General features: G+C 71.0%; 23 protein-coding genes and 1 pseudogene. 15 read left to right on the forward strand and 9 right to left on the reverse strand.

Translation table 11 applies throughout. The features are described from left to right. The first annotated feature begins 8 nt into the window (after positions 1-8). A complete protein-coding gene (locus tag JOE55_RS10590; RefSeq protein ID WP_204782878.1) occupies positions 9-539 on the forward strand; it encodes an O-acetyl-ADP-ribose deacetylase in 531 nt (176 codons plus the stop codon). A gap of 1 nt (position 540) precedes the next feature. On the opposite strand, the gene brnQ is transcribed toward JOE55_RS10590, so the two are convergent. Next, a complete protein-coding gene (gene brnQ / locus JOE55_RS10595) occupies positions 541-1977 on the reverse strand; it encodes a branched-chain amino acid transport system II carrier protein (RefSeq protein WP_204782879.1) in 1437 nt (478 codons plus the stop codon). Positions 1978-2105: 128 nt separating this feature from the next. Here brnQ and JOE55_RS10600 point away from each other — a divergent pair, with 128 nt between their 5' ends. Both JOE55_RS10600 and JOE55_RS10605 read left to right on the forward strand, forming a co-directional pair. Next, on the forward strand, positions 2106-2762 hold the full coding sequence (locus JOE55_RS10600; RefSeq protein WP_204782880.1) for an arylamine N-acetyltransferase family protein: 657 nt from the start codon (positions 2106-2108) through the stop codon (positions 2760-2762). Next, positions 2740-2961, forward strand: coding sequence for a hypothetical protein (locus JOE55_RS10605; RefSeq protein WP_204782881.1), 222 nt, complete (start codon positions 2740-2742; stop codon positions 2959-2961). Before JOE55_RS10600 ends, JOE55_RS10605 begins: the two co-directional genes overlap by 23 nt. A gap of 4 nt (positions 2962-2965) precedes the next feature. On the opposite strand, the gene JOE55_RS10610 is transcribed toward JOE55_RS10605, so the two are convergent. Continuing rightward, positions 2966-3565 (reverse strand): hypothetical protein, encoded by a 600-nt coding sequence (locus tag JOE55_RS10610; protein ID WP_204782882.1) that lies wholly within the window; start codon positions 3563-3565, stop codon positions 2966-2968. Between the two features lie 60 nt (positions 3566-3625). Between JOE55_RS10610 and JOE55_RS10615 the strand changes: the two genes are divergently transcribed. Further along, positions 3626-4207 (forward strand): PH domain-containing protein, encoded by a 582-nt coding sequence (locus JOE55_RS10615; RefSeq protein ID WP_204782883.1) that lies wholly within the window; start codon positions 3626-3628, stop codon positions 4205-4207. Here JOE55_RS10615 and JOE55_RS10620 read toward each other — a convergent pair. Then, a pseudogene (locus tag JOE55_RS10620) lies at positions 4182-4403 on the reverse strand (arginase family protein); the annotation flags it as partial. The gene JOE55_RS10615 and the pseudogene JOE55_RS10620 overlap by 26 nt on opposite strands. A 110-nt stretch (positions 4404-4513) precedes the next feature. On the opposite strand from JOE55_RS10620, the gene JOE55_RS10625 reads away from it, so the two are divergent. The 4 genes from JOE55_RS10625 to JOE55_RS10640 all read left to right on the forward strand — a co-directional run bounded on the left by JOE55_RS10625 (position 4514) and on the right by JOE55_RS10640 (position 9748). Further along, positions 4514-6736: a multicopper oxidase family protein gene (locus JOE55_RS10625; protein ID WP_204782884.1), complete on the forward strand. Its 2223-nt coding sequence runs from the start codon at positions 4514-4516 to the stop codon at positions 6734-6736. 67 nt (positions 6737-6803) lie between these two features. Further along, positions 6804-7508: a class I SAM-dependent methyltransferase gene (locus JOE55_RS10630; RefSeq protein ID WP_239546616.1), complete on the forward strand. Its 705-nt coding sequence runs from the start codon at positions 6804-6806 to the stop codon at positions 7506-7508. A 31-nt stretch (positions 7509-7539) separates the two neighbouring features. Further along, complete coding sequence (locus tag JOE55_RS10635; RefSeq protein ID WP_204782885.1) at positions 7540-8451, forward strand: TetR/AcrR family transcriptional regulator; 912 nt, start codon at positions 7540-7542, stop codon at positions 8449-8451. 52 nt (positions 8452-8503) lie between these two features. Then, positions 8504-9748, forward strand: a complete 1245-nt coding sequence (locus tag JOE55_RS10640; protein WP_204782886.1) for an acyl-CoA dehydrogenase family protein — start codon at positions 8504-8506, stop codon at positions 9746-9748. Positions 9749-9778: 30 nt separating this feature from the next. Here the strand turns inward: JOE55_RS10640 and JOE55_RS10645 are convergent, their stop codons facing one another. Beyond that, the gene (locus tag JOE55_RS10645; protein WP_204782887.1) at positions 9779-10918 is read right to left on the reverse strand and encodes an alanine racemase; all 1140 of its coding nucleotides are present in this window, start codon (positions 10916-10918) and stop codon (positions 9779-9781) included. A gap of 411 nt (positions 10919-11329) precedes the next feature. Here JOE55_RS10645 and JOE55_RS10650 point away from each other — a divergent pair, with 411 nt between their 5' ends. Both JOE55_RS10650 and JOE55_RS10655 read left to right on the forward strand, forming a co-directional pair. Beyond that, complete coding sequence (locus JOE55_RS10650; protein WP_239546618.1) at positions 11330-12904, forward strand: AI-2E family transporter; 1575 nt, start codon at positions 11330-11332, stop codon at positions 12902-12904. 100 nt (positions 12905-13004) lie between these two features. Continuing rightward, positions 13005-13805 (forward strand): cytochrome b5 domain-containing protein, encoded by an 801-nt coding sequence (locus JOE55_RS10655; RefSeq protein WP_204782888.1) that lies wholly within the window; start codon positions 13005-13007, stop codon positions 13803-13805. A gap of 153 nt (positions 13806-13958) precedes the next feature. On the opposite strand, the gene JOE55_RS10660 is transcribed toward JOE55_RS10655, so the two are convergent. Together JOE55_RS10660 and JOE55_RS10665 are read right to left on the reverse strand one after the other, a co-directional pair. After that, positions 13959-16601, reverse strand: coding sequence for an AAA family ATPase (locus JOE55_RS10660; protein WP_204782889.1), 2643 nt, complete (start codon positions 16599-16601; stop codon positions 13959-13961). Then, the gene (locus JOE55_RS10665) at positions 16598-17845 is read right to left on the reverse strand and encodes a metallophosphoesterase (RefSeq protein ID WP_204782890.1); all 1248 of its coding nucleotides are present in this window, start codon (positions 17843-17845) and stop codon (positions 16598-16600) included. Before JOE55_RS10665 ends, JOE55_RS10660 begins: the two co-directional genes overlap by 4 nt. A 221-nt stretch (positions 17846-18066) precedes the next feature. Here JOE55_RS10665 and JOE55_RS10670 point away from each other — a divergent pair, with 221 nt between their 5' ends. From JOE55_RS10670 to JOE55_RS10680, 3 genes are all read left to right on the forward strand, one after another. After that, entirely contained in the window at positions 18067-18522 is a 456-nt protein-coding gene (locus tag JOE55_RS10670) for a lipopolysaccharide assembly protein LapA domain-containing protein (RefSeq protein WP_204782891.1), read from the forward strand. Between the two features lie 109 nt (positions 18523-18631). Then, complete coding sequence (locus tag JOE55_RS13455; RefSeq protein ID WP_204782892.1) at positions 18632-19552, forward strand: diacylglycerol kinase family protein; 921 nt, start codon at positions 18632-18634, stop codon at positions 19550-19552. A gap of 126 nt (positions 19553-19678) precedes the next feature. Next, the gene (locus tag JOE55_RS10680; RefSeq protein WP_204782893.1) at positions 19679-20092 is read left to right on the forward strand and encodes a VOC family protein; all 414 of its coding nucleotides are present in this window, start codon (positions 19679-19681) and stop codon (positions 20090-20092) included. Between the two features lie 122 nt (positions 20093-20214). Here JOE55_RS10680 and JOE55_RS10685 read toward each other — a convergent pair whose 3' ends face one another. Beyond that, positions 20215-22434, reverse strand: a complete 2220-nt coding sequence (locus tag JOE55_RS10685) for an NADP-dependent isocitrate dehydrogenase (protein ID WP_204782895.1) — start codon at positions 22432-22434, stop codon at positions 20215-20217. 205 nt (positions 22435-22639) lie between these two features. Here JOE55_RS10685 and JOE55_RS10690 point away from each other — a divergent pair, with 205 nt between their 5' ends. Continuing rightward, complete coding sequence (locus tag JOE55_RS10690) at positions 22640-23197, forward strand: phage holin family protein (protein ID WP_204782896.1); 558 nt, start codon at positions 22640-22642, stop codon at positions 23195-23197. A 13-nt stretch (positions 23198-23210) separates the two neighbouring features. Here the strand turns inward: JOE55_RS10690 and zupT are convergent, their stop codons facing one another. After that, positions 23211-24020 (reverse strand): zinc transporter ZupT, encoded by an 810-nt coding sequence (gene zupT, locus JOE55_RS10695; RefSeq protein ID WP_204782897.1) that lies wholly within the window; start codon positions 24018-24020, stop codon positions 23211-23213. 37 nt (positions 24021-24057) lie between these two features. Next, positions 24058-24786, reverse strand: a complete 729-nt coding sequence (locus JOE55_RS10700; RefSeq protein ID WP_024290937.1) for a PIN domain-containing protein — start codon at positions 24784-24786, stop codon at positions 24058-24060. 99 nt (positions 24787-24885) lie between these two features. Here JOE55_RS10700 and JOE55_RS10705 point away from each other — a divergent pair, with 99 nt between their 5' ends. Then, positions 24886-25611, forward strand: coding sequence for a maleylpyruvate isomerase family mycothiol-dependent enzyme (locus tag JOE55_RS10705; RefSeq protein ID WP_204782898.1), 726 nt, complete (start codon positions 24886-24888; stop codon positions 25609-25611). Positions 25612-25694 lie beyond the last annotated feature (83 nt).

Raw genomic sequence — 25694 nt, forward strand, 5'->3', positions numbered from 1 at the left:
TCGACGTCATGGAGCTTCGTATTCAGCCAGGCGACATCACCACCATCGACGTCGATGCCGTCGTCAACGCGGCGAACTCGTCCCTGATGGGCGGCGGGGGAGTGGACGGCGCGATCCACCGCGCCGGCGGCCCGTCGATCCTCCAGGAGTGCAAGCAGCTGCGCGCCGATCAGCTGCCGGACGGCCTCCCCGCGGGCCAGGCCGTGGCCACGACGGCCGGGGAGATGCCCGCGCGCTGGGTCATCCACACCGTGGGGCCCACCTACGCCAAGACCATCGACAAGTCCGAGACGCTGGCCTCCTGCTATCGGGAGTCCCTGCGCGTCGCCGCCGAGATCGGCGCGCGCACCGTGGCGTTCCCCGCGATCTCCGCCGGCGTCTACGGCTGGCCCATGGACGACGCCGCCCGCATCGCCGTCGAGACGTCCGAGGCGATGCGGGCGGAGGTGGGGCAGCAGATCGACGAGGTCGTCTTCGTGCCCTTCGGAGAGTCCGCGCAGCAGGCCTTCCGCACCGCGCTCTCGAACCTGGCGGACTGACTCAGGAGGCGGCGTCGACCCGCTCCTGAGCGGCCTCCTGCGACTCGCCGCCCACCGGAACGGGGTCGGAGGCCCCGCGGGCCAGGTCCACGACGAACCCGACGACGGCCGCGACGACCGTGGGCACGACCCAGCCCATGCCCTGCGCGTGCAGAGGCGTCCAGCCGATCAGCGTCTCGATCGGGTCGGCGCCCACACCCAGATCGCTCAGCGTCATGAGCGCGGCCCACACAATGGCCACCGCCAGGGCCAGGCGGAACGTCAGGTTCAGGCGCCGGCGCGTGAGCGGCTCGATCAGGGTGAGCAGGATCAGCGTGATGCCTGCCGGGTAGAGGAAGCCGACGATCGGCCCGGCGATGGCCAGCACCGTCTCCAGCCCGGCGGTGGAGACCAGGAACGCGATGACCGTGAACAGGATCGCCCACACCCGGTAGGACAGGGCCGGGACCAGCTTGTGGAAGAACTCCGAGGTGGCCCCGATCAGCCCCACGGAGGTGGTCAGGCAGGCCAGCACGACGATCAGCCCGAACACCACGGCCCCGGGTCCGCCCAGCACCTGGACGGCGGCCTCGGCCAGGAGCGCGGCGCCGTCGGGGTGGGCCTGGCCCTCGGGCATCCGCAGCCCCACGATCGCCAGGCCGATGTAGACGGCGGCCAGCAGGACGCCGGCGATCACGCCGGCCAGGCTGACTCCGCGCACGATCGCGGGGCCGTCGGAGACGCCCTTGGCCCGGAGGCTGGCCACCACGATGATCCCGAAGGCCAGACCGGCCAGCGAGTCCATGGTGTTGTAACCCTCCAGGAAGCCCGTGACGTACGGGGCGGAGGCGTACTCCTCGGTGGGGCCGTGGCCGGGGGCGCTCAGACGCAGCACAGCCATCGTGATCAGCACCACGAGCAGGATCAGCAGCGCCGGGGTCAGGAAGCGTCCGAGCCGGTCCACGATCCCGCTGGGGTCGAAGGCCAGCAGCAGCGAGATCCCGAAGAACACGGCGCTGAACGCCACGGCGATCCACAGGGACTCCTCGCCCAGGTAGGGGGCGACGGCCGTCTCGTAGCTCACCGACCCTGTGCGCGGCAGAGCGTAGAACGCGCCGATCGACAGGTACACGAGCACGGTGAACACGACGCCGAAGACCCGCCCGCCGCGGTTGGCCAGATCCTGCAGATCGCGTCCGGTGACGGCGATGGCCAGGATGGCCAGGACCGGCAGCAGGACGCCGGTGCTCAGGAAGCCGAGCAGGGCCGGTGTCGTGCTGGAGCCCGCCTGAGCGCCGAGCATCGGCGGGAAGATCAGATTCCCGGCGCCGAAGAACATCGAGAAGAGCATCAGGGAGGCGACCAGCACGGCGCCGGAGCGACGGCCGCTCGATGCGGTCTCTGTGCTCTCCGGCGGCGGTGCGGTGGCGTGGGAGGAAGGGGTGCTCGAAGGGGACATCCGTCCATCATTCCAGCCGGAGGGCGTCGGAGGAGCCAGCGCGGACCGGGGAGCCCCGTCTGGCCTAGGCTCGGCTCAGGGCCGACGCGCGCCGACGAGCGTCGGCGCGCGGCTCGTAAAGGAGCACCATGCCCGCCGACCTCACCGGATCCTCGTGGCGCACCGAGGACTTCGACATCCCCGCCTATCTGCAGCGGATCGGCATCGAACCCGGCCCCGCGAGCCTCGAGCTGCTCGAGGCCGTGCACCAGGCGCACGTGCGCACGCTGCCGTTCACGAACGTCGACATCCTGCTGGGCACCTACCCCGGTGCGGCGCCGGCGGCCGTGCAGCGGCAGCTGATCGAACGACGCCGCGGTGGTTACTGCTTCGCCCACGGGCAGCTGATGGCCGCGGCCCTCGAGCACCTGGGATTCGAGGTCACGCGCCACCTGGGCCGCGTGGGCTCCCCGGATCGGGCGCGCACGCACACCTCGCTCGAGGTCCGGCTCGACGACGGCGCCTGGTTCGCCGATCCCGGCTTCGGCTTCAGCATCCGCGGCCCCATGCCCCTTCGCGACGGCGCGGTGCGCGACGAGGGCGGCCGGCTCTTCGAGCTGAGCCTGGTGGGGGGTGGGGGGGGCGTCCACGGGCTGGGCGCTGCACCGCGACGGCGAGTTCCAGCACGTCTCCGACAGACTGCCCGTGCGCCCGGTCGACATGCACACCGGGGACCAGATCACCTCCGGCGGCCTCGCCCCTGGCCCGTTCACCGTGATGCTGATGGCCAACCGCTGGACGGATGAGGGCCACGTCTCCATCACGGACACCACCCGGGTGGTGCGCGCCGACGGGAAGCCGACGCAGCACCAGGAGATCACTGCGCGCGAGGCCGTCGACGCCGCCATCGAGCTCGGGATCGAGCTGGACTCCTCCGAGCGGGAGGCGCTTCATGACGTGCTGGTCGGGCTGCGGCGTCGGCGGGAGGCCGAGCACTCGAGCTGAGGACTCAGCCGAACCGGCGGTGGGCGGCACGCAGGGTCTCCAGCAGCTGCGTCGGTCCGTCGCCGATCTGCGCGGGGATGGCTCCGCGGCCCGACTCGATCTGCGTGGCGCGCTCGGCCCAGCTGGGGCGGTGCGCCGGATCGTCCAGGGCGGCGCGCTGCTCGTCGATCCGTCGGGCCGCTGCCGGGCGCAGCGTGTAGAGAACGTGCCCGGCCGCCCCGGGCAGCGACCCGTGGGCCGGGGCGAAGGCGATGATCTCGTCCCAGCGCAGCCGGTGCAGAGTGGACCAGGTGCCTTCCGGCCTGTGCTCGAGCATCAGGGACTCGTCCGTGAGGATCAGCTGGAGGCCGCAGCGGCGGATGCCCAGAGCGCGTCGCACCGCGTGGCACCCGAGGACCACGAGCACGGCACCGAGCCACAGTCCGGGCCGCAGGAAGATCTGTGTGACGGACTCCAGCCCGCGCCCGGCCAGCGCGCACAGCAGCGCCCCGACGGCCGAGACCATCAGACCGCCCAGAAGCCTCAGGGCGGTGCGGCGAGGGTTCGAGGGGATGATCAGCAGCCCGTCCTCCTCGAGGATCGCGAGCTGCTCCGTGCTGTGCATGGGGCCAGCGTAGGCATCGCACGCATGGCAGGGTGGAATTTGCTGAGGTAAACTCGGACTATGGCATCCGCACAGAGGGACCAAGGCAGCGTCGACGGGGGCTTCGTGTTCTACTCCGCGCGCTGCCATGTCCTGTTCCGGGTGCTCGCGGCGCTGTGCATCGGCATGCTCCTCGTACTGGCGGGCATCGTGCCGACCATCGTGCTGGCCAACGGGAGCTGGCGAACGGGCATCGTCCTGGTCGCTGTGATGGTGCTGCCGACAGTGGGGCTGTGCACGCTGCTGTGGATGTCGCAGCTGTGGCGCTTCACCGTCACCTCGCGTGGCCTGGTCGTGCGCAGGATGGGGCGCACTCGCCAGATTCCCTGGCCGGCGGTGGACCATCTCGAGGTCGACAGGAGCTTCTACTGGTCAGGCGCCGTGGTAGTGGTCCTGCGCGACGGTCGACGGCTGCGCTCGAACGGCACTTCCACGCGAATGACCATGCACCGCGGGGAGCCGATCGTGATCGACTTCCACGGCTGGCATGCCCCAGCCCGTCCGTTCCACGTGGCCGCGGAGATCCACCAGCGGTACCTGGCCGGTGAGTTCGACCGCGAGCTCGCCGCCAGCGGTCTCACCGGGTCCGCGCTGCCTCGCTGAGGATCGTGTGGATCAGCCGCGCGGCGGTGCGCGCCGTGCGGGAGTCCACGTCGAAGGCAGGATTCAGCTCGACCACGTCCGCGTGGCGCAGCTTGCCGGATGCCGCTGCCGCCTGGCAGGCCGCCAGGATCACATGCGCGGGCACGCCGAGCCCGGCCGGGGCGCTGACTCCGGGAGCCACCGAGGCCGGGAGCACCCTCCGAAGGTTCCGATCGCACAACATTGCAGTCGATAATATTGTGCGATCATGAATCACGAAGAAGGGTGAGAAGCGCACGCCGCTCACCTCGCCGAAGGGACACTGCCATGTCCGATCGATCCGCCTCTGCCGACCGCCCCGCCGCCGACTCCTCCGCACCAGCTCCTGATCCTGCCGCGACTCTGCCCGAGCCGGGCACCCTCGAGTACGCGTTCCTGGCCGCCACCGGCTCGGCTCCGCCCCTGAGGGACGTGGAGCCGGGCCCGCAGGCACCTGCTCCGGAGGCTACTCCCCCGGAGGCCGTCCGCCCCGAGACCGCCCGGCCGGCGCCCTCCCGGGCCGGCGGCCCCGTGCCGTCGAACCTGATCCTGAAGAAGTTCGTCGACCGGCTCCCGATCCCGCCGGTGCTGCGGGCCTCGCGGCGTCCGTCGGGGCGCGGTCTGGAGATCCGCGCGGACGTGGTGCGGACCAGGCTGCATGCCGAGCTGCCGGAGACCGAGATCTGGGGATGGGAGGGCTCCTGCCCGGGGCCCACGATCGAGGTCGAGCGCGACCAGGCCCTCGAGATCGACTGGGTCAACAGCCTGGGCGACCGCAAGGGCGCCCCGGCTGCGCTGCCCTACGACGTCGTGCGCGTCCCGCAGCGGTCGGAACCTGGGCTCCCGTTCAACGGCGACCTCACCGAAGCCGTGAGCCCCGGCGGCTGGTCGGCATCGCGCGGCAGCGGACCGAGGGCCTTTCCTGCCCTGCCCGGCACCGAGCAGCTGCGCGGCTGGATCTCCGTCCATGTCCACGGCGCGCTGACCAACGGCCATGACGACGGCTGGGCGCACAACGTCCTGGCCTTGGGCGATACCGCCCGTACCCGCTATCCGAACCGGCAGAGCGCCCGGACTATGTGGTACCACGACCATGCCATGGCCGTGACTCGCTTCAACGTGTACGCGGGACTGGCCGGGTTCTGGCTGATCCGCGACAGGAACGAGCGCTCCCTGGGGCTTCCCGACGGGGAGCGCGAGATCCCGCTGATGATCGGGGACCGCAATCTCGAGACGTCTCCTGCGGGCCGTGGGCCAGGGGGCCTCACCGGACGGATGCTCTACAAGCAGGCGGGATTCACCTTCACGCCCGGCGGGCAGCCCGGGGAGGTCCCGATCGTCGGGCCGTACAGCCTGGTCAACGGGAGGATCTGGCCCTTCGTCGACGTCGAGCCGCGCTGGCATCGACTGCGGCTGCTCAATGCCTCGAACTCCCGGGTCCTGCGGCTCGCGCTGCACGACCCGCGCCGCGATCCGGCAAGGACGGAAGGCTCCCGGGATGCCCAGTGGGCCTCGGGCGATGCGCAGGTGCGGGCGGCGCGCAAGGCCGCCTCGCGGCTGAGCGGGCGCCTGGTCGTGATCGGTGCGGATGCCGGACTGCTGCCGGCCCCTCACCGGCCTTTCGGCGACACGGTCGTGCTCGGGCCCGGCGAGCGGCTGGACGTGCTCGTGGACCTGCGCGGGCTCGACGAGACGCCCGTCGAGCTGCGCAACGAGGACGGCGTGCTGCACGCCGTGCCTGGCGACGCTGAGGCGTCGATCCTGCAGCTGCGCGTGGGCCGCGCTCGCGGGCGCGGCCGCGAGACGTGGGAGCCGCCGGCGGTGCTCGACCGCTCGTTCCGAAGGTATGAGCACCTGGAGGGAGGGCGTCTGCGAGCCGGCCACGAGATCGTGGAGCACCACGAGCACCTCTGGGTCGGGGTCATCCCGCCAGGACCGGCCGGCGGGGTGCACCCGGAGATGTGGGAGCTGGCGGAGATCCCGGCGGGCGAGACTCTGCCGGAGCGCGAGCTCATCCAGGTCGTGGAGCACGGCGGAGCGGTCCGCTCGCTGCGCCCGGTGGCCAAGCTCTTCGACGACGCCACGACGATCCGGCTGAACCGCGGGGACTGGGCCGTGTGGCACTTCCTGCACCTGGGCGGACCGGCGCATCCGATGCACATCCACATGGCCGACTTCCAGGCCATCGGCCGCCGCCGGATCGACCCGGCCTCGTGGGATCCGGTGCGGGCGCGCACCACGGCCCCGCTGGTGGGAAGGCCCGTGCCGCCGGAGGAGTTCGACGACCTGGTGCGCGCGCCCAAGGACACGTGGACCATGAACGCCGGCGAGTGGCTCAGCGTGGCCGGGCACTTCGAGGGGGCCTCTGGCAGCTTCATGTACCACTGCCACATCCTGGATCACGAGGATCACACGATGATGCGCCCCTTCACGGTCCTGCCGCGGGACATCATGACCTTCCACGCCGGTCACGGATCGTCCGGGCACGACGGCGGGCACCACCCGCACTGAGCGCGGCGACGGGTGCGGGCGGCCCCGGCGGTCCGGCCCGCACCCGTCGCGGTTCATAATCGTGGTCATGAGCGATTCGATGAGCACCCCGCAGCCGCACAGCCACTCCCACGACCATGACCACGGCGGCGGAGAGGACCTCGAGCTGCTGCGCCACGGGAACACCGCCGAGGCATGGGATGCGATCTACTCGCCCGCCGAGCGTCGCTGGAGCGGCCAGCCGAACCAGGCGCTCGTGGCCGAGGTCGCAGACCTCGAGCCCGGCACCGCGCTCGACGTCGGCTGCGGAGAGGGTGCCGACACCGTCTGGCTCGCCCAACAGGGGTGGCAGGTCACCGGCCTGGACATCTCCGGGGTGGCCCTCGAGCACGCCCGCGCCGCGGCGGAGGCCGCCGGTGTGCAGGCCGAGTGGATCCACTCCGGGCTCGACGACGTCGAGCTGCCCGAGGATGGCTTCGACCTCGTCTCGGTGTTCTACCCGGCCCTGCCGTCGCAGCCTGAGGGCGTGAACCTCATCGCGCTGCTCGGCGCAGTCGCCCCGGGAGGCACGCTGCTGTTCGTCGGCCACGCGGACATCGACCCCGAGGAAGCCCGGGCTCGCGGCTTCGATCCGGAGGACTACCTCTCGATCGACGATCTGGAGGCTGCGCTGCAGCGCTCCTCGCGCTGGGAGATCGCCGTCCGCGAGCGTCGTCCCCGCCATGTGGAGGGCGGCGCCGGCGGTGGCCACACGCACGACGAGATCCTGAAGGCGGTGCGCTCGGCGGACTGATCCTCGGCGGGGCTGGTAGCGTCCCGAGGCCATGGACCCCGCGCAGCAGCAGCCCGTGAACGAGACCTCTGCGGCAGGAGGGCGCTCGCGCCCAGTCGCCCCGTCGTCGAAGCCCTCAGTCGATCCCGTACGCGCTGCGGAACCCGCCGAGGACGACCTGCGCACCCAGTCGGTGCGCTGGGCCGTCGAGCTGTTCGAGCGCGAAGGGTTCGAAGCCACGAGCGTGGCGGACATCGCCGCCGCGGCGGGCATCTCCCGAGCCACCTTCTTCCGTCAGGTGGGTGGCAAGGAGGACGCGGTCTTCGCCGATCACCCCCCGCTGCTCGAGCGCATCGAGGCTTGGATGCTCCAGCGGCTCGCGGAGGACGGCGCCGATCCGCACGCGGTCGTGTGCGAGGCCTCCCTGCAGGTCCTGTCCCACCTGGCTCGAGACCTTCCGGCGGCCCGGCGACGCTACGGCGTGGTCCGCTCCGTGGCGGCTCTGCGCGAGCGCGAGATCGTCACCGAGCGGCGCTACGAGCGGCTGTTCGTCCAGACCCTGCGCGCCCACCTGCCGCAGGCGGATTCCCTGGGCACCGTGGTCTTCGCCGCCGCCGTGACCGCGGCGCACAATCACGCGCTGCGCTCTCTGCTGCGCGATGAGCATGCCCAGCAGCCGCAAGCCGTCGACGCGGCCGTCGAGTCGCTGCGCGCAGCCCTCAAGGATCTGCGCGCCCGGCTGGCGACCGGCTCGGCGGGGCTCGGCGGCGAAACCGGCGAAGACGGCGATGGCCACGGCGGTCCGGGCGCGCACGGCGGTCCAGGCGTGCTCGATGGAGGCAGTCGGGCGGACAGCTCTGCGGCGGATGCGGTGACGGTCGTGGTGGCCACGGCGCCGTCGTCGTCGGACTCCGGGGTCGATGTCGACGCTGTCGTCGAGAAGGTGCGCAGAGCTCTGAGCTGATGTGATACTGCGTCTCATTCCATTTGAGACGCAGTATCGCTAGAGTGGGGCCATGACTGAGACCCCGCTTCCCGGCACCACCGAGCCCGAGTACTCGGTGACCCACGCCCTGGACATCGACTACTACAGCCTCTTCACGCAGATCCCGGAGGCCGACCGCGAGCTCTTGGAACGGGCTCGGGAGGTGGGCACCGGGCTGCAGGAGCGCATGGCCGCGGCGTGGGACGCCCACGAGTACCCGCTCGAGGCTGTTGCCGCGCTGGGGGCCGCCGACCTGTTCGTCGACGGGCTCGAGCACCCCCTGCTGAGCGAGATGTCCCCGCTGGGGGCCGGGCTCGTGAACATGGAGCTCTCCCGCATCGACGGCTCGCTCGGCACCATCGTGGCGGTGCAGGGCGGTCTGGCCCTGCGCAGCCTGATCCTGCACGGCAGCCCCGAGCAGCAGCAGCGCTGGGCGAAGCCGCTGGCTTCAGGCGAGGTCTTCGGCGCCTTCGCGCTCACCGAACCGGATCACGGCTCGGACTCCGCGCAGCTGGAGACCGTCGCCGAGCGCACGGCCGAGGGATGGACGCTGCGCGGGGCCAAGAAGTGGATCGGCAACGGGGCCGCCGGCGGGATCAGCTTCGTGTGGGCGCGCGTAGTCGACGATTCCGTGCCCGAGGGCGTGCCCGGGGCCACCGGCTCGGTGCGCTGCTTCCTGATCCCGCAGGAGACGCTCGGCTACCGCGCCGAGGTCATCAAGGGCAAGGGCGCTCTGCGCGCGATCGACCAGGCGCTGATCCGCCTGGAGGATGTGAAGGTCCCCGCAGATGCCGTGCTGCCCGGCTCCACGAGCTTCCGCGACGCCTCGCGCGTGCTCTACGCGACCCGCTCCGGGGTGGCCTGGTCCGCGCTGGGCCACGCGACCGGCTGCTTCGAGTCCGCGCTGTCCTACGCCAAGCAGCGACGCCAGTTCGGCAAGCCCCTGGCTGAGCACCAGCTCGTGCAGGAGCGGCTGACCCGCATGCTGTCCATGCTCACGTCCATGCAGCTGTACTGCTCCCAGCTCGCCGCCTCCGAGGCCGGAGGGCATCTGCGGCCCACTCAGGCCTCGCTGGCGAAATACCACAACACCCGCACGGCCCGCGCGATCGCCGCCGAGGCCCGCGACCTCATGGGCGGCAACGGCATCCTGATCGACAACGGGGTCATGCGCCACCTGGCGGACATCGAGGCGATCCACACCTACGAGGGCACCGAGTCGGTGCAGGCGCTGCTGATCGGCCGAGACCTGACGGGCTTCAGCGCGTTCGCCTGAGCGCAGGCGTCGTCGTCGGGTTCGAGCGCTTCAGCTGTTGAGCCCGCGGGCGGCGACCTTCCACGAGCCCAGCACGGCCCCGCCGTCGATCACCGTGACGGAGCCGATGAGGTTCAGGGTCAGGCACACGTGGTTGGGGATCACGCGCAGCTGCTCTCCCATGGCCGGCAGCGCGTCCTCGGACGGGAAGACGACGGTCGCGTGGTGCTCGGACAGCGCCGTGATCCGCGCCCGCGGGTGGTTCGGCAGGCGCCCGTACCCGGTGGCCCACGCCGGGCGGTCGCTGCCGAGGACCTTCGAGCCCGCGTCCAGCACGATCCGGCGCAGCGACGGTCCGTCGTCCTCCGCTTCCTCGTGGTCGTGGCGGGAGATGACGGTGGCCGTGACCGACAGGGACACGTCCTGGATGCCGATGCGCCCGAGCTCGAGCTGCTGGGCGTCGCCGAAGACGTAGACGCCCGGGCGGATCTCCTGCGCCGCCGTGGGCTCCTCCACCTCGGCGGTGGGGCTCGAGCCGCCGCTGACGTGCACGATCTCGTGGCCGGCCTCGCGCAGCTCTCGGGCAGTGCCTGCAAGGATCGCGCTCTCCTGGGTTGCCGCCGAGGACTGCTCGCCCGGTGCGTAGCTGTGCCCCGGGAAGGTGAAGAGGCCGTCCAGTCGCACGCCCAGCTCCCGGGCGCGCTGCGCGATCGGCAGGGCGTCGTCGGGCAGCACGCCGCTGCGGTGGTGGCCGCTGTCCAGCTCCAGGGACACCGAGAGCGGCGCATCGCCCAGCTCGCGGGCGATCTGCTCGACGGCCTCAACCGAATCCGTGCCGATGCGCAGCCGCGTCTTCTCCGCCAGCAGCTTCAGCCGCACGGCCTTGCGCATGTCGACCCACAGGGGATAGGCGATGAACAGGTCCTCGATGCCGGCACCGGCGAAGACCTCCGCCTCGCCGATCGTGGCCACGGTCAGGCCCACCGCACCGGCGTCGATCTGCCGGCGGGCGATCTCCGGGATCTTGTGCGTCTTGGCATGCGGGCGCAGCATCAGGCCGCGTCGAACCGCCGAGTCGGCCACCCGAGCGATATTGGCATCCAGGATCCGACGATCCACCACCACCGCAGGCGTGGACAGAGGAAGATCCGGCAGGTGCTGGGCGGGGAAGTCAGCATGAGCTTCGGTCATGGCCCGACCCTATCTGCGTGCGCCCGGGCCCTGAGCCCCCACCCGACTGCCCGAATCCGCCCAGCATCGCCATCGACGGGCTGATGCAGCCCCTCCCGCCATCGAGTGGCCTCGCGGCGTGCTCCCATCTTCCACAGGGCGCCGTCGAGCAGCTTCCCTTGATCCCTCGAGTGGCCGAATCCGAACCGCACCGCCACCGACAGGCCGAGTCGTCACCGGTTCCGGCGGCTTGCGGTGAGGAAGCGGCCACCGGATCCAGGAGCGGTGGGCAATCGGCCAGTCGCTGGAAGGGGAGCGGCGATGCGGCCGCTCGGACATCTACGCGACATCAGCCGGGTCTAGGATCTGCTCGACGGCCGCAGGGCCGCCCGTGCGTCGCAGCCGCGGCGCCGCTGCCCCACAGGAGCCTCGATGTCCCCGGCTGAGCCGCACGGAACCCGCAAGACCGACCGCTCGACGCTCGGTGAGCCCGGAACAGCGTCGTCTGTGCGGTCGAACTCGAGTGCCGGATCACCTGAATCCACAGGACCCACGGCCACGGATCATCCGGCCGATGAGCCCGCCGGTCTCGCGGATCTGCTGGACGAGCAGCCGGTCCAGGAATCCCCGGAGACGGGGGTGCCTGCCGAGGACCGCACCACCCTGACCCCGGTCGAGGCCTTCGAGGCCGCACGCGACGGATCCCCTGATGACGGACAGCCACAGGGACAGGAAGAGGTGACCGGGCCGACCCTCGACACAGCCGCTTCGATGCGCGGGGGCGAGGCCGGGTCGCGTCGTCTGGTGCTGATGCTGGTCGGGGTGGCGGCGGCACTGCTGGCTCTGGAGGGGATCAGCCGCTACGCCAGCTTCATCGCCCCGGTCTTCTTCGCGCTGAACATGGTGATCATCGTCCACCCCCTGCACGCCTGGCTCGTGCGAAGGCTGCGGTGGCCGGTCTGGCTGGCCGCAATCACCGCTCTGGCAGTGGTGCTGATCGCGCTGCTGGCCTTCTTCTACTCCATGGGATGGGCGATCTTCGCGCTGCTGACGGCATTGCCCGGCTACTCCGGAGAGTTCGCCGCGCTGGGCGATGACCTCATGCAGTGGCTCGCGCAGTTCGGCGTGACGACCGAGACCATGGCGGCCAACATCGAAGCCAATGTGCCCGACATCGTGGGCTTCTCGACGGAATGGCTGCTCGATGTGGCCTCGAACGTGTCCGGAGTGGCCACCATGCTGGCGATCGTCATCACCGCGATCTTCTTCCTCACCCTGGACTCCATGACCATCCGCCGGCGGATGGGCGTGATCCTGCTGCAGAAGCCCCTGGTGGGCCGCGCGCTGCTCAGCTTCGCCGCCGGGGTGCGCAGGTATTGGATCGTCACGACGGTCTTCGGGCTGATCGTGGCGCTCATGGACCTGGGCTACCTGTGGGCCCTGGGGATCCCGCTGGCCGGTGTCTGGGCGGTGCTGGCCTTCGTGACGAACTACATCCCCAACATCGGGTTCGTCATCGGCATGATCCCGCCGACCATGATGGGCCTGCTCGAGGGCGGCTGGCTCGATGCGCTGGCCGTGATCCTGGGCTTCAGCGTGATCAACCTGGTCATGCAGTCGTTCATCCAGCCCAAGTTCACCGGCGACGCCGTGGGAGTCACCCCGATGGTCTCGTTCGTCTCCGTGCTGCTGTGGTCGCTCGTGCTCGGCCCGCTGGGGGCGCTGCTCGCCCTGCCGGCCACGCTGCTGGTCAAGGCCCTGCTCGTGGATCCCAACCCAGACGTGCGCTTCGTCAACGCGCTGATCGCCTCCTCGCCGGAGGACGGGCTGTCGTCGGCGGCTGCCGAGCAGGCCCGTGCCTCCCGCGGCGCCCTGGCCCGTTGGATCAGCGGGACCACCCGACGCCGGCGCCGCCCCGCACCGGTGGCGGGTCGCAGCACAGCGGAGGCGAGCGACTCGACGCAGGCCTCGGAGGCGCCCGCAGCCTTGGCAGACGAGCGCTCCTGACCCGTCACGGAAGCTTCCCGCGTCAGCGACGTTCGGGGTCTCACTCCACTGAGTCCGACAATTTGAGGGACGCGTCATCTTTTTCCCGTACCGTGGAAGCATGAACTCGCAGATTTCCCTGCAGACCAGTCCGTTCACCGCCGTAGGCGACCTTCCTCTGCATCCGCTCGTGGTGCATCTTCCGGTCGTGGTGCTGCCGCTGACGGCCATCCTGCTGATCGTCGCGGCGGTGGTGCCAGCCGTGCGCCGACGCGTCCTGGGCCTGTCCGTGATCGGCGCCGCGCTCGGGCTGGCCGGGGTCATCCTGGCCCTGATCTCCGGCGACGCCTTCGCCCAGCAGGTCGGCATGCCGCAGCAGCACGCCGACGCCGCGAACCGCCTGCTCGCGGCCTCGATCGCGCTGTTCGTGCTGACGACGGCCTGGTGGATCAGCCGGGTCCTCGCCGACCGGAAGCAACGCGCCGAGGTCGAGGGCTCGGGCGCAGGTGCGCTGCCGACGGTCCTGGGCGCGCTGAGCGCTCTGACGGGCGCGGCCGTGCTGATCTTCGCCGTGCAGACCGGTCACACGGGCGCCCAGGCCGCGTGGTCAGGGGCCATGGCCACGAACGACCCTGGGGGCACCAGCGCCGAGGAGTCGTCCTCGGCCGCCACCGAGTCCGAGGCTGAGACCTACACGATGGATGAGGTTGCCGAGCACGACGGCGCCGAGTCCTGCTGGGCCGCGATCGACGGCGGCGTCTACGACCTCAGCGACTGGATCGCCCAGCATCCCGGGGGTGAGGGCGCGATCGAGTCGCTGTGCGGGAGCGACGGCACCGAGGCCTTCACCGGCCAGCACGAGGGCAGCGATCGGGTGGCCGAGCAGCTCGCGGAGTTCAGGATCGGCGAGCTCGCCGCCTGAGCCTGCTGGCGCACTCAGCGCAGTCCGGCCCGCGTCTGCGGCCGAGCCCCGGAGGTCTTGCCGTCCGGGGCCGGGAGTCGCAGTCCCGGCCTTCCGTGCTGGACCGGGACTCGCAGTCGCTGCCGTCCGGGATCATCGGAGAGCGCGCTGCGCTCAGTCGCCGATCCGGACCTCGGCCGTGCCTGCGACCGCTGCGAAGCGCTCCGGCGTGGCGGTGAGCAGGATGACCTGAGCCCGGCGTCCGGCCGATTCGAGAGCCGCGGCCAGGCTGGCCAGACGCTCGGGGTCGGAGTGGCCAAGGGCATCGTCGAAGATCACCGGCACTCCCTCCACCGGATCCACCAGGGTGGCCACGGCCAGGCGCACCAGCACGGCGAGCTGCTCGCGGGCGCCCGTGGACAGCGACGACTCGTCGATCCAGGTCCCGTGCATGAAGCGGCGGGTGACCTCCAGATCCTCGTCGACCTCGACCCGGAAGCTTAAGCCGAAGACGTGGGCCCCCAGCCGCTCCAGCTGCTGGCGGAACGGCTCCGTGTAGCGGCGATGCGCCTCCGCCTGGAAGCGCTCCAGGGTGTCGGCCAGCAGCTTGGCGGCCGCTGCCCGCCGCAGATGGCTGCTCAGCTCCTGAGCGACCGCGCGGCGCCGGGTGAGCGCGGTGTCGAAATCGGACTGCTTCTGGTCTCGGTCCAATGCCATCAGAGCACCCCGGGACTGGGCGCGCTGATCGCGGGCCTGATCCAGCACCCGGCGCAGTGCCTCTGGGCGGCGCATGCGCGCCTCGTACTGGCTGCGCTTGTGCTCGCCGTCCTGGTCCTGCCACTGCCGCTCGAGCTGGGCTGCCTGCTCCTGGGCCCGCGCGAGCTCGTCGATGGCCTCCTGAAGCGAGGCCTCCACGGCGTCGTCGGCGATCTGCTCGCGCTCGTGGGCGAGCTGCTGCTCGTCGCGCTGCGCGGACTCCGCCTGCGCGTCCAGCGCGGCCCGCGCGGCACCCAGCTCCTCCCGCCGGGCTGACAGGGCCGCTTCTGCGCCGGAGACGTCGTCGCGCACGGTCTCCAGCGTGCTGCGGGCGTCCTCGGCGGCCTCCTCCGCCTCCTGCAGGGCATCTGCGGCTTCCTGCGCCGATCCGGTCATGGCCGGAGGATCTGAGTCCGCGGGCCGCTCCGAATCGGCCAGCAAGGAGGCAAGCCGCTCGTGCTCGCGGCGCAGCTCGGCCTCGTCGTGCTGGGCGAGCACGCTGCGGCGGCGCTGTACCAGCGCGGTGCGCTCGCGCTGCGCCTCCGTCTGCTCGCGCAGCAGATCGCGGGCCTCCTGCGGGGAGGCGACCTCCCACCGGACCAGCGCTTGACGCAGGGCCTCCTGAGCGTCGTTCGCGGCCCGGCTGCGGTCCTCGCGCCCCTTCTCGGGGACCACGCTCACCCGCAGCTGCCCCGGCAGCTCGAGATCGATCTGCTCGGTCACGGCGCGGGTCTGCGCTTGCTGATCGAGCAGCTCGATCGACTCGTCGCCCAGGTGCACCGTGCGGGGGCCTCCCAGGGCGGTCACCGTCAGCTCGGCGGAACCGGCTGCGACCTGCGCTCGAGCGGTCGCCAGGGCCCGCTCGGCGGCATCGATCCGCTCGACGTCGGCGGCGCCGATGGGGGAGTCAGGGGCCTGACCCAGCGCCTCGAGCTGCTGGGCGATCTCCTCGAGCTCGTGCAGCTGCTGTGCCAGCTCGCTGTGGCGCTGCCGGTGCTGGACCAGGCGCTGGGCGGTGCGCAGCGCGCGGACTCGGCCCCGGGCCTGCTCCTCCGCAGTGCGAGCGCTCTCGAGCTCGGTGCGGTGCTGCTGCGCTGCTTCCTGCGCGGAGTCGAGCTTGACCTGCAGCGCTTCTGCCTCCGTACGCAGCTGCGCGGCACGCTGGTGAGCCTCCTGTGCCCGGGTGCGCAGCCGCTCGCGCTGCTCGAGATCGGATCGACGCTGCTCGGTGCGCGATGAAGCCGCCTCCGCCGCCGCTGCGGCCTGCTCCCTGCGGGTCTGCAGCTGAGTGAGCGCGGCGGCCGAGACTCTGGCCTGCTCGGCGTCCTCCTCCGCTGACGCGAGGGTGCGCTGGGCGGCGGTCAGCGCGCGCTCGTCCCGCTCCAGGCGCTCTTCGGCTTCCACGAGGCTCGCGAGCTCGGCGTCGGCTCGCTCATGGTCGGCCACGGCCTCACGGTGCCGGTCGCGCACGGCCTTGGTGGAGGCGTTCTCCTTGCCGCCGGCCGTCCAGTACCGCTCGCGCTCGGCCTGGGCCAGAGCGAGCAGGCTCGAACCGGACTCGCTCTGGGCGCTGCCTCCGCTGGCCTGCTCCAGGGCGGACTTCAGCGCCGAGGAGTCGGTGAGCCTCTCCCGGCCCGCGGCCGAGCCCTGCAGCATGCGCAGCGCCGACCACAGCGTCTGATCGGAGCGCTCGCGCAGGGCCATGACGGTGTCGTGGGCCTCCCGCCCCGAGAGCGTGTCCCCGGCGCGCGGTCCCTCGAGGAAGCGCAGGGTGGTCTTCTTGGCCTTGAGCCACTGCTTGCGGTACAGCAGGCGGTGGCCCTCCAGGGTGAACTCCGCCTCCACGGCGATCCCCAGGTCATCGCCCACGGGATCCGCCGCCTTGACGGCCTTGGCCCCGGAGCTGTCCGGGATCTCCAGCAGGAGGTCGAAGGCCTCGATGAGGGACGACTTCCCGGACTCGTTGCGCCCCTGCAGCACGGTGATCCCTGTGTCCGGGAACTCGACCGTGCGGTCCCGGACTCCCTTGAAGCTGTCGACGGCGATGCGGTGGATCCTCATGCGCGCTGTCCTCCGCTCAGCCGCACCAGCAGGCGCAGGGCATCCTGGGCGGTCTCGTGCTCAGCAGGCGGCGCCGGCTCGCGGAGCATCTCCTCCTGCTCGGCCTGCTCGGTGAGCTCATCCGCCGCGATCGGCTCGGGCGACCCGTCCTCAGCGCGCTCCCGCTCGGGCTGCCAGGCCCTCTCCCGAAGCTCCTCGAGGGTCTGCTGGGCGAAGCCGCCCAGCGAGATCTCCTGCATCTCCTCCTGGCTGGGCAGGATCACGATGTCCGTGTGCCGGTCCCAGGCCTCCAGCGACGCGAAGCGCGCCCCCTGGGATTCGAGCAGCTCTTCCAGCTGCGCCGCCTGCCCGACCGTGAGGGCTCCCCGCAGAGCCGTCTTGACCATGGTCCGCTCCTTGGGCGTCTGAGCATCCAGCTCGGCGGCCAGCGCCTCGAGGTCCTCCGGGCCGTCGAGCTCGCGCTCGATCACCACGTGGCGCCACCGCCCGACCTGGTGGTCCTGCACCGTGACCTGGGACCCGGCCGGGGCCTGCGAATCGATCTGGACCTCCAGCACCAGGCCCAGACCGGTCTCCCGGAAGCTGGTGGTCTCGTGGGCCCCCGAGTACTGGATGGCCCCGCGTCCGTCCTGCGGCCAGCGGATGTGGCGATCGCCCAGTGCGACGTAGTGGATCCGCCCGTCCGCCAAGGCTGCCTCCAGCGGTGCCCGCCTGACGGTGACGGGGGAGGAGGCATCCGGATCCAGCTCCTCCAGCATGCCGTGACCGACGAGCACGCGGACGGTCCCATCTGTCTCCAGGCCCTCCAGCGCAGGAGCCACGGGATCCGCGTCCGGCTTGCGGGTCCGCCACGGCGCCCCGACCACCTGGACGCCGTCGAGCACCTGGACGGGATCCGAGTCCCGCAGCAGCACGACGTTGTCCGGGAGGCCGTCGCGCACGGCGGGCGAGTCCCACAGCGAGCCCGTGCCCAGAGGGTCGTGGTTGCCCGGAAGCAGCAGCACCGGCAGCTCGCAGCGCATGGCCTCCAGCGCCCGGCCCATGTCCTGAGGGCTGAGATTGGCATGGTCGAACACGTCTCCTGCCACGACCACGAACGAGCATTCGCGCTCCAGGGCCAGCGCCAGGAGGGTGCGCACGGTGTCCACCCGGTCGGCGGTGAAGCGCGGCTGAGCCTCACCGGCCAGGTAGTGCCGGGTCATGCCCAGCTGCCAGTCGCTGGTGTGCAGGAAACGAACGGTCACTGCGGGCCTCCATCAGGGCGCTCCGGCGGATGCGGGGACGAGAACGGGCCGGGGAAGCGGACTCCCATGACCCTAGGAAGCGAGTCCGACATCACAAGGTTCTGGTGAAGCCCGATGTCAGGCCGTCAGCGAGGTGATGATCCCGTAGATTGGGCCCACGGAATGCGCGGCGGCCGTGCGTCCCCTTCCGGTCCCGCCGCCCTGAGAACGAGGAGACCCCCATGTCGCAGAACACCCCTCCCGAGCCGACCTGGAGCCCGGAGACCAGCCCGGCCGGCGTGTCCGCCTCCGAGGTGCCCGGACAGCAGCCGGAGCAGCCTCGTCCCGCGCAGGAGCCGGCGCCTGCGCCCCAGCAGGCTCCGCGCCAGGCCCCGCCGACCGATCCCGAGCTCGACGGCCACAGCTCCGGCCCGGGCGCCGGCGTGTGGGCCGCGCTGATCGTGGGCATCCTGGTGCTGATCGTCCTGCTGATCTTCATCCTCCAGAACATGGAGGACGCCACGATCCACTTCATGTCCTGGACCTCCTCCATGCCCACCGGCGTGGCCATGCTGCTCGCCGCGATCGCCGGCGCCCTGGTCATGGCCCTGGTCGGCTCGGTGCGACTGTTCGCCGTGAACCGTCGCGTGCGCAAGCTCGAGAAGGAGCGCGAGCGCATCAAGTCCACGCTGCGCTGAGCGCGCTGATCGATCCGCGGAGCATCTCCATGACGGCCGCGTCCTCGCCTGTGCGGGACGCGGCCGTCGTCGTGCCGAGGCATGCGGCCGTCGTCGGAAGCGGCTCTCCGTGAGCGATCGTGCGGACGTCGTCGTCATCGTGCATCCGCTGCGGCGCCATGCCGCTGCGATCGAGCCCCTGATGCGGCAGCGAGCGGCCGCGGCCGGGCTGCGGGTGCGCTTCGAGGCGACCACCTCGCAGCGCCCCGGCGCGCAGCAGGCCGCCCGGGCCGTGGCCGACCGCGCGGCTCGGGTGATCGTCGCCGGCGGCGACGGCACCGTCCGCAGCGCCGCCTCGGGCCTGATCGGCTCAGAGGCCGTCCTGGGCATCGTCCCGACGGGCACCGCCAATCTCTTCGCCCGCAATCTGGGCATCCGTGCTCCGCGCACGGTGCAAGCGCTCGACGCTGCGCTGCGCCATGCGCTCGCAGCTGACCCGACTCCTCACGACGTCGGCCTCCTGAGCTGGCGCGACGCCGATCAGCAGCGGCATGACGACGTCTTCCTGGCGGTCGCGGGCCTGGGCGAGGACGCCGCCGTCGTGGCCGCCACGGACGAGGCGCTCAAATCCCGCACCGGCTGGCCGGCCTACTTGCTGCGCGGTGCCGCCAGGCTGCGCTCGCCCCTGCACACCCTCGGCATGCGCGTGGACGACGGTCCCGAGCTCGAGCTGCTCGCCTGGTCCGTGCTGATCGGCAGCGCGCCGCGGATCCCGCTGGCCATCCGCGTCTTCCCGCACGTGCGCACGGACTCCGGGGACCTCGAGCTGCTGCGAGCGGCGCCTCAGTCCCTGCGCGACTGGGCGAGCATCGGCTGGCTCGGGCTGATCCGACGACCCCATCGGGCGCGCGCCCTGCATTACGACTGCGCCCTGTCCGTCGAGCTGCGAGCGCGGAGCCCGCTTCTGCTGCAGGCCGACGGCGATCTGCTGGGCCGCGCTGTCCAGGTCCGGGCCGAGGTCCGCCCCGGGGCGCTGCTCGTGGCGAGCTGAGCGGATCGACGTCCGTCGAGCCGTGGACGGGACTGCCGCGCCGAAGCGCATGACGGAGCGCAGCCGCACCGATGCCACACTGATCCCGAGAACCAGCACCCGAGCATCACCTCCCAGGAGGACCCCATGGCAGCACGACTGAGCCCCTTCATCATGTTCTTCGGCGAGAACCACGGACAGGCGGAGACCGCCCTGAGCACGTGGGTCAGCGCATTCCCCGACTCAGAGGTGCTCGAGCTGTCGCGGTGGTCCGAGGACGACGAGAACGAGGTCGCGGGCACGATCTCCCAGGGCCTGATCCGCGTGGCGGGGACCACCGTGCGGGCCTTCGACAGCGCCTTCGACCACGGCTTCCCGCTGACCCCGGCGGTGTCGATGTTCGTCGAGCTCGACACGCAGGACCAGGTCCGCGCCGCGCACGAGATCCTGCTCGACGGCGGCACCGAGCTCATGCCGCTGGGGGAGTACCCCTTCAGCCCCGCCTTCGTGTGGCTGCAGGACCGCTGGGGCGTGAACTGGCAGATCAGCGCGGCGGGCTGAGCTGCATCGAGTCATGGGAGGCGCGTGATCCGCCGGAAAGGCCCTGCGACGCACTGCGGCCCCGCTCACCGATCGGTGAGCGGGGCCGCAGTCTGATCCGGTGCATCAGCAGAGGCGGGAGATCACTTCTTGAGGCTGTCGATCGCCTCGTTCAGCGTGGCCGAGGGACGCATGACCGCGAAGGCCTTCTCGTCCTCGGGGCGGTAGTAGCCGCCGATGTCCGCCGGGGAGCCCTGGACGCCGAGCAGCTCGGCGACGATCTTCTCCTCGCCGTCGGACAGGCGCTGGGCGACGTCCGAGAACGCCGCGGCCAGCTCGGAGTCGGCCGTCTGCTGCGCCAGAGCCTGGGCCCAGTACAGGGCCAGGTAGTAGTGCGAGCCGCGGTTGTCGATCTCGCCGACCTTGCGCGAGGGCGACTTGTTCTCCTCCAGGAAGCGGCCGGTGGCCTCGTCCAGGGCGTCGGCCAGGACCTGCGCCTTGGGGTTGTCGTAGCGCGAGGCCAGGTGCTCGAAGGAGGCCGCCAGCGCCAGGAACTCGCCCAGCGAGTCCCAGCGCAGGTGGTTCTCCTCGACCAGCTGCTGCACGTGCTTGGGTGCGGAGCCGCCGGCCCCGGTCTCGAACAGGCCGCCGCCGTTCATCAGCGGGACGATCGAGAGCATCTTGGCGGAGGTGCCCAGCTCCAGGATCGGGAACAAGTCCGTGAGGTAGTCGCGCAGCACGTTGCCGGTCACCGAGATGGTGTCCTCGCCCTTGCGCAGGCGATCGATCGTGAACTTGGTGGCCTCGACCGGGCTCAGGATGCGCAGATCCAGTCCCTCGGTGTCCTCCTCGGCCAGGTACTTCTCGACCTTCTCGATGAGGTTGCGGTCGTGGGCGCGGGACTCGTCGAGCCAGAACACGGCCGGCATGCCGGACTCGCGCGAGCGGCGCACGGCGAGCTGGACCCAGTCCTTGATCGGGGCGTCCTTGGCCTGGCAGGCGCGCCAGATGTCGCCCTGCTCGACCTCGTGGGACATCAGGACCTCGCCCGCCGAGTTCACGACCTCGACGGTTCCCGGGGCGGGGATCTCGAAGGTCTTGTCGTGCGAGCCGTACTCCTCGGCCTTCTGCGCCATGAGGCCCACGTTCGGGACGGTGCCCATGGTGGTGGGGTCGTAGGCGCCGTTGGCGCGGCAGTCGTCGATCACGGCCTGGTAGACGCCGGCGTAGGACGAGTCCGGCAGCACGGCCAGGGTGTCCTCCTCAGTGTCGTCCTTGGACCACATGTGACCCGAGGTGCGGATCATGGCCGGCATGGAGGCGTCCACGATGACGTCCGAGGGCACGTGCAGGTTCGTGATGCCCTTGTGCGAGTTCACATAGGCCAGTGCCGGGCCCTCTGCCAGGCCCTTCTCGATCTCTGCCTTGATGCCGTCGCGGACATCGGCGTCGAGCTGCTCCGCGCCCGAGAGGATCGAGGCCAGGCCGTCGTTGGCGGACAGGCCGGCCGCGGCGAGCTGATCGCCGTAGACCTCGAACAGGGTGGGGAAGAAGGCGCGGACCACGTGGCCGAAGATGATGGGGTCGGAGACCTTCATCATGGTGGCCTTCAGGTGCACGGAGAACAGCACGCCCTCGGACTTGGCGCGCTGGACCTGCTCGGCCAGGAAGCCGTCCAGGGCGCGGGCGGACATGTTGGTCGAGTCCACGACCTCACCCGCGAGCACCGGCACGGACTCCTTGAGCACCTGCTCGCCGTCCTGCGTGCGCAGGCGGATGGTCAGGGTGTCATCGGCGGGGATCACGACGGACTGCTCGTTGTCGCGGAAGTCGTTCGCGTCCATGGTCGCGACGTTCGTCTTGGAGTCCTTCGACCACGCGCCCATCTTGTGGGGGTTCTTCTTGGCGTAGTTCTTCACGGCCTTGGGGGCGCGGCGATCCGAGTTGCCCTCGCGCAGGACCGGGTTCACGGCCGAGCCCTTGACCTTGTCGTAGCGGGCGCGGACGTCCTTCTCCTCGTCCGTCTGCGGGTCCTCGGGGTAGTCCGGGATGTCGAAGCCGGCGGCCTGCAGCTCCTTGACCGCGGCCTTGAGCTGCGGGACGGAGGCCGAGATGTTCGGCAGCTTGACGATGTTCGCCTCGGGCGTCTTGGCCAGCTCACCGAGCTCGGCGAGGGCGTCGTCCAGGCGCTGGTCCTCGGTCAGGCGCTCCGGGAACAGGGCGATGATGCGACCGGCCAGCGAGATGTCACGGGTCTCGACCTCCACGCCGGCGGTGGTGGCGAACGCCTCCACGATCGGCTTGAAGGAGTAGGTGGCCAGCAGCGGGGCCTCATCGGTCTTGGTCCAGATGATCTTGGGCATATGAGTCGTGACTCCTTCGTTCGACGTCATGCGGTGCGTGATCGCCTTCAAACCTACCCGATCCGACCTCTCCATCAGAGGCCTGGGTCACGCTGCCCGGGCGGCAGGCTGGGACGACGGGTCCGCTGTTGCGCGCGGCGCGAACGCCGACGTCAGCGCGTCCCTGCCTCAGCTTCCGGACAGCTGGAGCGGGTAGAACGGGTCCATGCTCTGGAGATGGCTCGTCAATTCGCTCGCGGTGGCCCTGGCCACCGCCCTGGTGCCCGGCATCCACCTGAACACCGCGACCCTCGGCACCCAGATCCTGGTGATCGTGATCGTGGCCGCCGTGCTCGGTGCGTTCAATGCCGTGGTCAAGCCCGTGCTGCAGCTGCTCAGCGGCTGCCTGATCATCCTGACGTTCGGGCTGTTCCTGATCGTGATCAACGCCGCCATGCTGCTGGCGGTCTCCACCGTCATGGAGGTCTTCGGCGGCTACTGGGCGGTCGAGTCCTTCTGGCCGGCGGCCGTGCTCGGCTCGCTCGTGATCTCGCTGGTCAGCATGCTCATGGGCGCGTTCGAGCCCAGGCGGCGCGACGTCGTCGTGGTCGAGCAGCGTCCCGGTGCCGTTCCGGGCCGCGATCCCTACGGCCGCCCCGTGCGCGGCGGCTCGCAGGCCCCGCGGCGCAGCGGGCCGGACACCTACCAGTACCGCGGCGACGACGGCCGCCTGCACGAGGGCGAGATCTACGACCCGGAGGACCCCACCGGCCGCGGCCGCTGAGCACTCCGCCTGCTCAGCCCAGTATCGCCAGGCTCACGGCCATGACCGCCATCCCGGCCACGATGCCGTAGACGCACAGATGGTGCCCGCCGTACTTCTCGGCCGTGGGCAGCAGCTTGTCCAGCGAGATGAAGACCATGATCCCCGCCACGGCGGCCAGAGAGGCCCCGAACAGGGCATCGGTCAGGAACGGGTGCAGCAGCAGGAAGCCGATCACCGCGCCCAGCGGCTCCGAGAGCCCGGAGAGGAAGGACAGGCCGATCGCGCGGGCGCGGGAGCCGGTGGCCTGGAAGACGGGCACGGCCACGGCGATGCCCTCGGGGATGTTGTGCAGGGCGATCGCCACCGTGATGGCCACGGCCACCGACGGGTCGCCCAGGGCCGCGGCGAAGGTCGCGAAGCCCTCCGGGAAGTTGTGGATCGCGATGGCCAGGGCGGTCAGCATGCCGGTGCGCAGCAGCCGGGAGTCGGCTGCGGGCGCTGCGAACGCGGCGTCGGGTTCGGCATCGCCGGGCTGATAGGCGAACTCGTGCGGATTGGCCTGATGCGGCACGAGCCGATCGATCACGGCGATCACCGCGATGCCTGCGAAGAAGCCCCCGACCATGCCCCAGGTCCCGCGACCGGGACCCCAGGCAGCGCTCAGGAGGTCGCTCGCCTCGGCCAGGATCTCCACGAACGAGACGTAGAGCATCACTCCCGCGGAGAAGCCCAGGCTCAGCGCCAGGAACGACCCGTTCGTGCGGTTGGTGAGGAAGACGGCCAGACCGCCCAGGCCCGTGGCGAGCCCGGCGATCACCGTCAGCAGCAGGGCAACGGCCAACGACTCTCCTCAGGCGGTGCGGATCAGCAGCAGCGGATCAGAGGTAGCGCGACGGATCGAAGGCGTCGAGCTCGATGATGCGCAGGCGCGGCAGCGGGGCCTTGAAGGCCTCGAAGTCGTCCTCCAGGTCCACGATCTGCAGGCCCTTGTCCTCCATCTCGTGCAGCCCGGCCGAGAGCAGCTCGCGGAAGCACAGCACGGCCACGCGGCGGCCGTCGTCGAGCAGGGCCTCGATCTCGTCGTGGAAGTCGATGTCGTGGGAAGCCAGGATGACGTCGCCGTGGCCCTGATTAAGGATCGCCTTGAGCATGCGCTGGATGCCGACGTCGACGACCTTGACCTTGGGCGGGGCGGCCAGGGGGATGACCTGGTAGTCGAAGCCGCGCAGCGCGGCCACGAAGCTGAAGGGCAGGTGCCCGTTGGAGCCGTTGAGGAAGAACAGGCCATTGGTGTCCTGGCGCCACAGCTTGCGGGCGCCCTTCATGACCTTCTCCCAGCGCGGCCGCTCCTCCGGCTTGGGCTTTCGCTCGAGCAGGGACATGCCCAGGGTGGCGTCGATGTTCTCGCCGTCGACCAGCAGGTAGGTGGTGCTGGGGGCGGAGGCCGACGGCTGGACGGTCGGCTCGTCGGCCACGGCGGGCTCTGCCGGGGTGGTGGTCCCCTGGGCGGGCAGGGAGCCGGCCTCCGGGGTGTCGAGGATGGCCGGCGTGGGCGCGGAGGAGTCGGAGCGGCGCGAGCCGAACTGGGCAGTGTCATGCGGAACCATGCTCCTGAGGGTACGGGAGGTTCCTGGCGCGCAGGGGAGCTCGGGTGCCGCCGCGGCCTCCATGTGTTGCGCCTTACACGAGGCCGATAGCCTGAGCGCATGAGCGCCATCCATCCCGTCCTGAACCCCGCCCGCGTCCGCTCGGACCTCTCCCGCCTGGGGCGGGAGTCCGAGCAGTACCTGTCCACCGTCGAGTCCTTCCATGACGGCGAGTTCGACAAGCCGTCCCACTGCGAGGGCTGGAATCGCGCCATGGTCATCGCCCACGTGGCGGTCGCGGCCCGTCGCTTCAAGCGCCTGCTGGAGTGGGCGGAGACCGGTGAGGAGCAGAAGCTCTTCGAGTCCAGGCAGGAGCGCACCGAGGCCATCGAGCAGCTGGCCGCCAAGCCGCGCGAGGAGCTCAAGGCCGAGTCCCGCGCCGCGCTGGAGGCCTTCATCGCCGACGCCGAGGTCCTGACCGGTGAGCTGAAGGCCGAGGAGGTCGGCATCGGCCCCAAGCGCTTCCCGGCCACCTCCATCCCCGCCGTGCTGATCGCGGAGGTCGTGGTCCACCACGCCGATCTGGACACCCAGTGGGAGGTCGAGGAGGCCGATCCCGACTCCCTGCTCAACGCCGTGACCGCCGGAGTGCTGAACCTGTCCGTGAAGGACTCTCCGGGCTTGACCATCGTCACCGACGAGGGCGACGAGTGGGTCGTCGGCGACGGCTCCCTGCGCGTGGAGGGCGACCGCGAGGGCATCCTCGACTGGCTCTCGCGCGGGCGCACCGAGGGCATCTACCTGCCCGAGGGCGTCGACGAGGCCCCGCAGCTGCCGGCCTGGTGAGCCGACCCGGCGCAGAAGCTGCCGGAAGACCCGACTGCACGACGAGGGTGCCCGCACCATGACCGGTGCGGGCGCCCTCGCGC

The organism is Kocuria palustris (genome assembly GCF_016907795.1).
Lineage (GTDB): Bacteria > Actinomycetota > Actinomycetes > Actinomycetales > Micrococcaceae > Kocuria > Kocuria palustris.

Bases quoted from the DNA above. Each gene is read 5' to 3' on its own strand.
- JOE55_RS10590 (WP_204782878.1), top strand. From the start codon at position 9: ATGGAGCTTCGTATTCAGCCAGGCGACATCACCACCATCGACGTCGAT.
- brnQ (WP_204782879.1), bottom strand. From the start codon at position 1,977: ATGTCCCCTTCGAGCACCCCTTCCTCCCACGCCACCGCACCGCCGCCG.
- JOE55_RS10600 (WP_204782880.1), top strand. From the start codon at position 2,106: ATGCCCGCCGACCTCACCGGATCCTCGTGGCGCACCGAGGACTTCGAC.
- JOE55_RS10605 (WP_204782881.1), top strand. From the start codon at position 2,740: ATGGCCAACCGCTGGACGGATGAGGGCCACGTCTCCATCACGGACACC.
- JOE55_RS10610 (WP_204782882.1), bottom strand. From the start codon at position 3,565: ATGCACAGCACGGAGCAGCTCGCGATCCTCGAGGAGGACGGGCTGCTG.
- JOE55_RS10615 (WP_204782883.1), top strand. From the start codon at position 3,626: ATGGCATCCGCACAGAGGGACCAAGGCAGCGTCGACGGGGGCTTCGTG.
- JOE55_RS10625 (WP_204782884.1), top strand. From the start codon at position 4,514: ATGTCCGATCGATCCGCCTCTGCCGACCGCCCCGCCGCCGACTCCTCC.
- JOE55_RS10630 (WP_239546616.1), top strand. From the start codon at position 6,804: ATGAGCGATTCGATGAGCACCCCGCAGCCGCACAGCCACTCCCACGAC.
- JOE55_RS10635 (WP_204782885.1), top strand. From the start codon at position 7,540: ATGGACCCCGCGCAGCAGCAGCCCGTGAACGAGACCTCTGCGGCAGGA.
- JOE55_RS10640 (WP_204782886.1), top strand. From the start codon at position 8,504: ATGACTGAGACCCCGCTTCCCGGCACCACCGAGCCCGAGTACTCGGTG.
- JOE55_RS10645 (WP_204782887.1), bottom strand. From the start codon at position 10,918: ATGACCGAAGCTCATGCTGACTTCCCCGCCCAGCACCTGCCGGATCTT.
- JOE55_RS10650 (WP_239546618.1), top strand. From the start codon at position 11,330: ATGTCCCCGGCTGAGCCGCACGGAACCCGCAAGACCGACCGCTCGACG.
- JOE55_RS10655 (WP_204782888.1), top strand. From the start codon at position 13,005: ATGAACTCGCAGATTTCCCTGCAGACCAGTCCGTTCACCGCCGTAGGC.
- JOE55_RS10660 (WP_204782889.1), bottom strand. From the start codon at position 16,601: ATGAGGATCCACCGCATCGCCGTCGACAGCTTCAAGGGAGTCCGGGAC.
- JOE55_RS10670 (WP_204782891.1), top strand. From the start codon at position 18,067: ATGTCGCAGAACACCCCTCCCGAGCCGACCTGGAGCCCGGAGACCAGC.
- JOE55_RS10680 (WP_204782893.1), top strand. From the start codon at position 19,679: ATGGCAGCACGACTGAGCCCCTTCATCATGTTCTTCGGCGAGAACCAC.
- JOE55_RS10685 (WP_204782895.1), bottom strand. From the start codon at position 22,434: ATGCCCAAGATCATCTGGACCAAGACCGATGAGGCCCCGCTGCTGGCC.
- JOE55_RS10690 (WP_204782896.1), top strand. From the start codon at position 22,640: ATGCTCTGGAGATGGCTCGTCAATTCGCTCGCGGTGGCCCTGGCCACC.
- JOE55_RS10700 (WP_024290937.1), bottom strand. From the start codon at position 24,786: ATGGTTCCGCATGACACTGCCCAGTTCGGCTCGCGCCGCTCCGACTCC.
- JOE55_RS10705 (WP_204782898.1), top strand. From the start codon at position 24,886: ATGAGCGCCATCCATCCCGTCCTGAACCCCGCCCGCGTCCGCTCGGAC.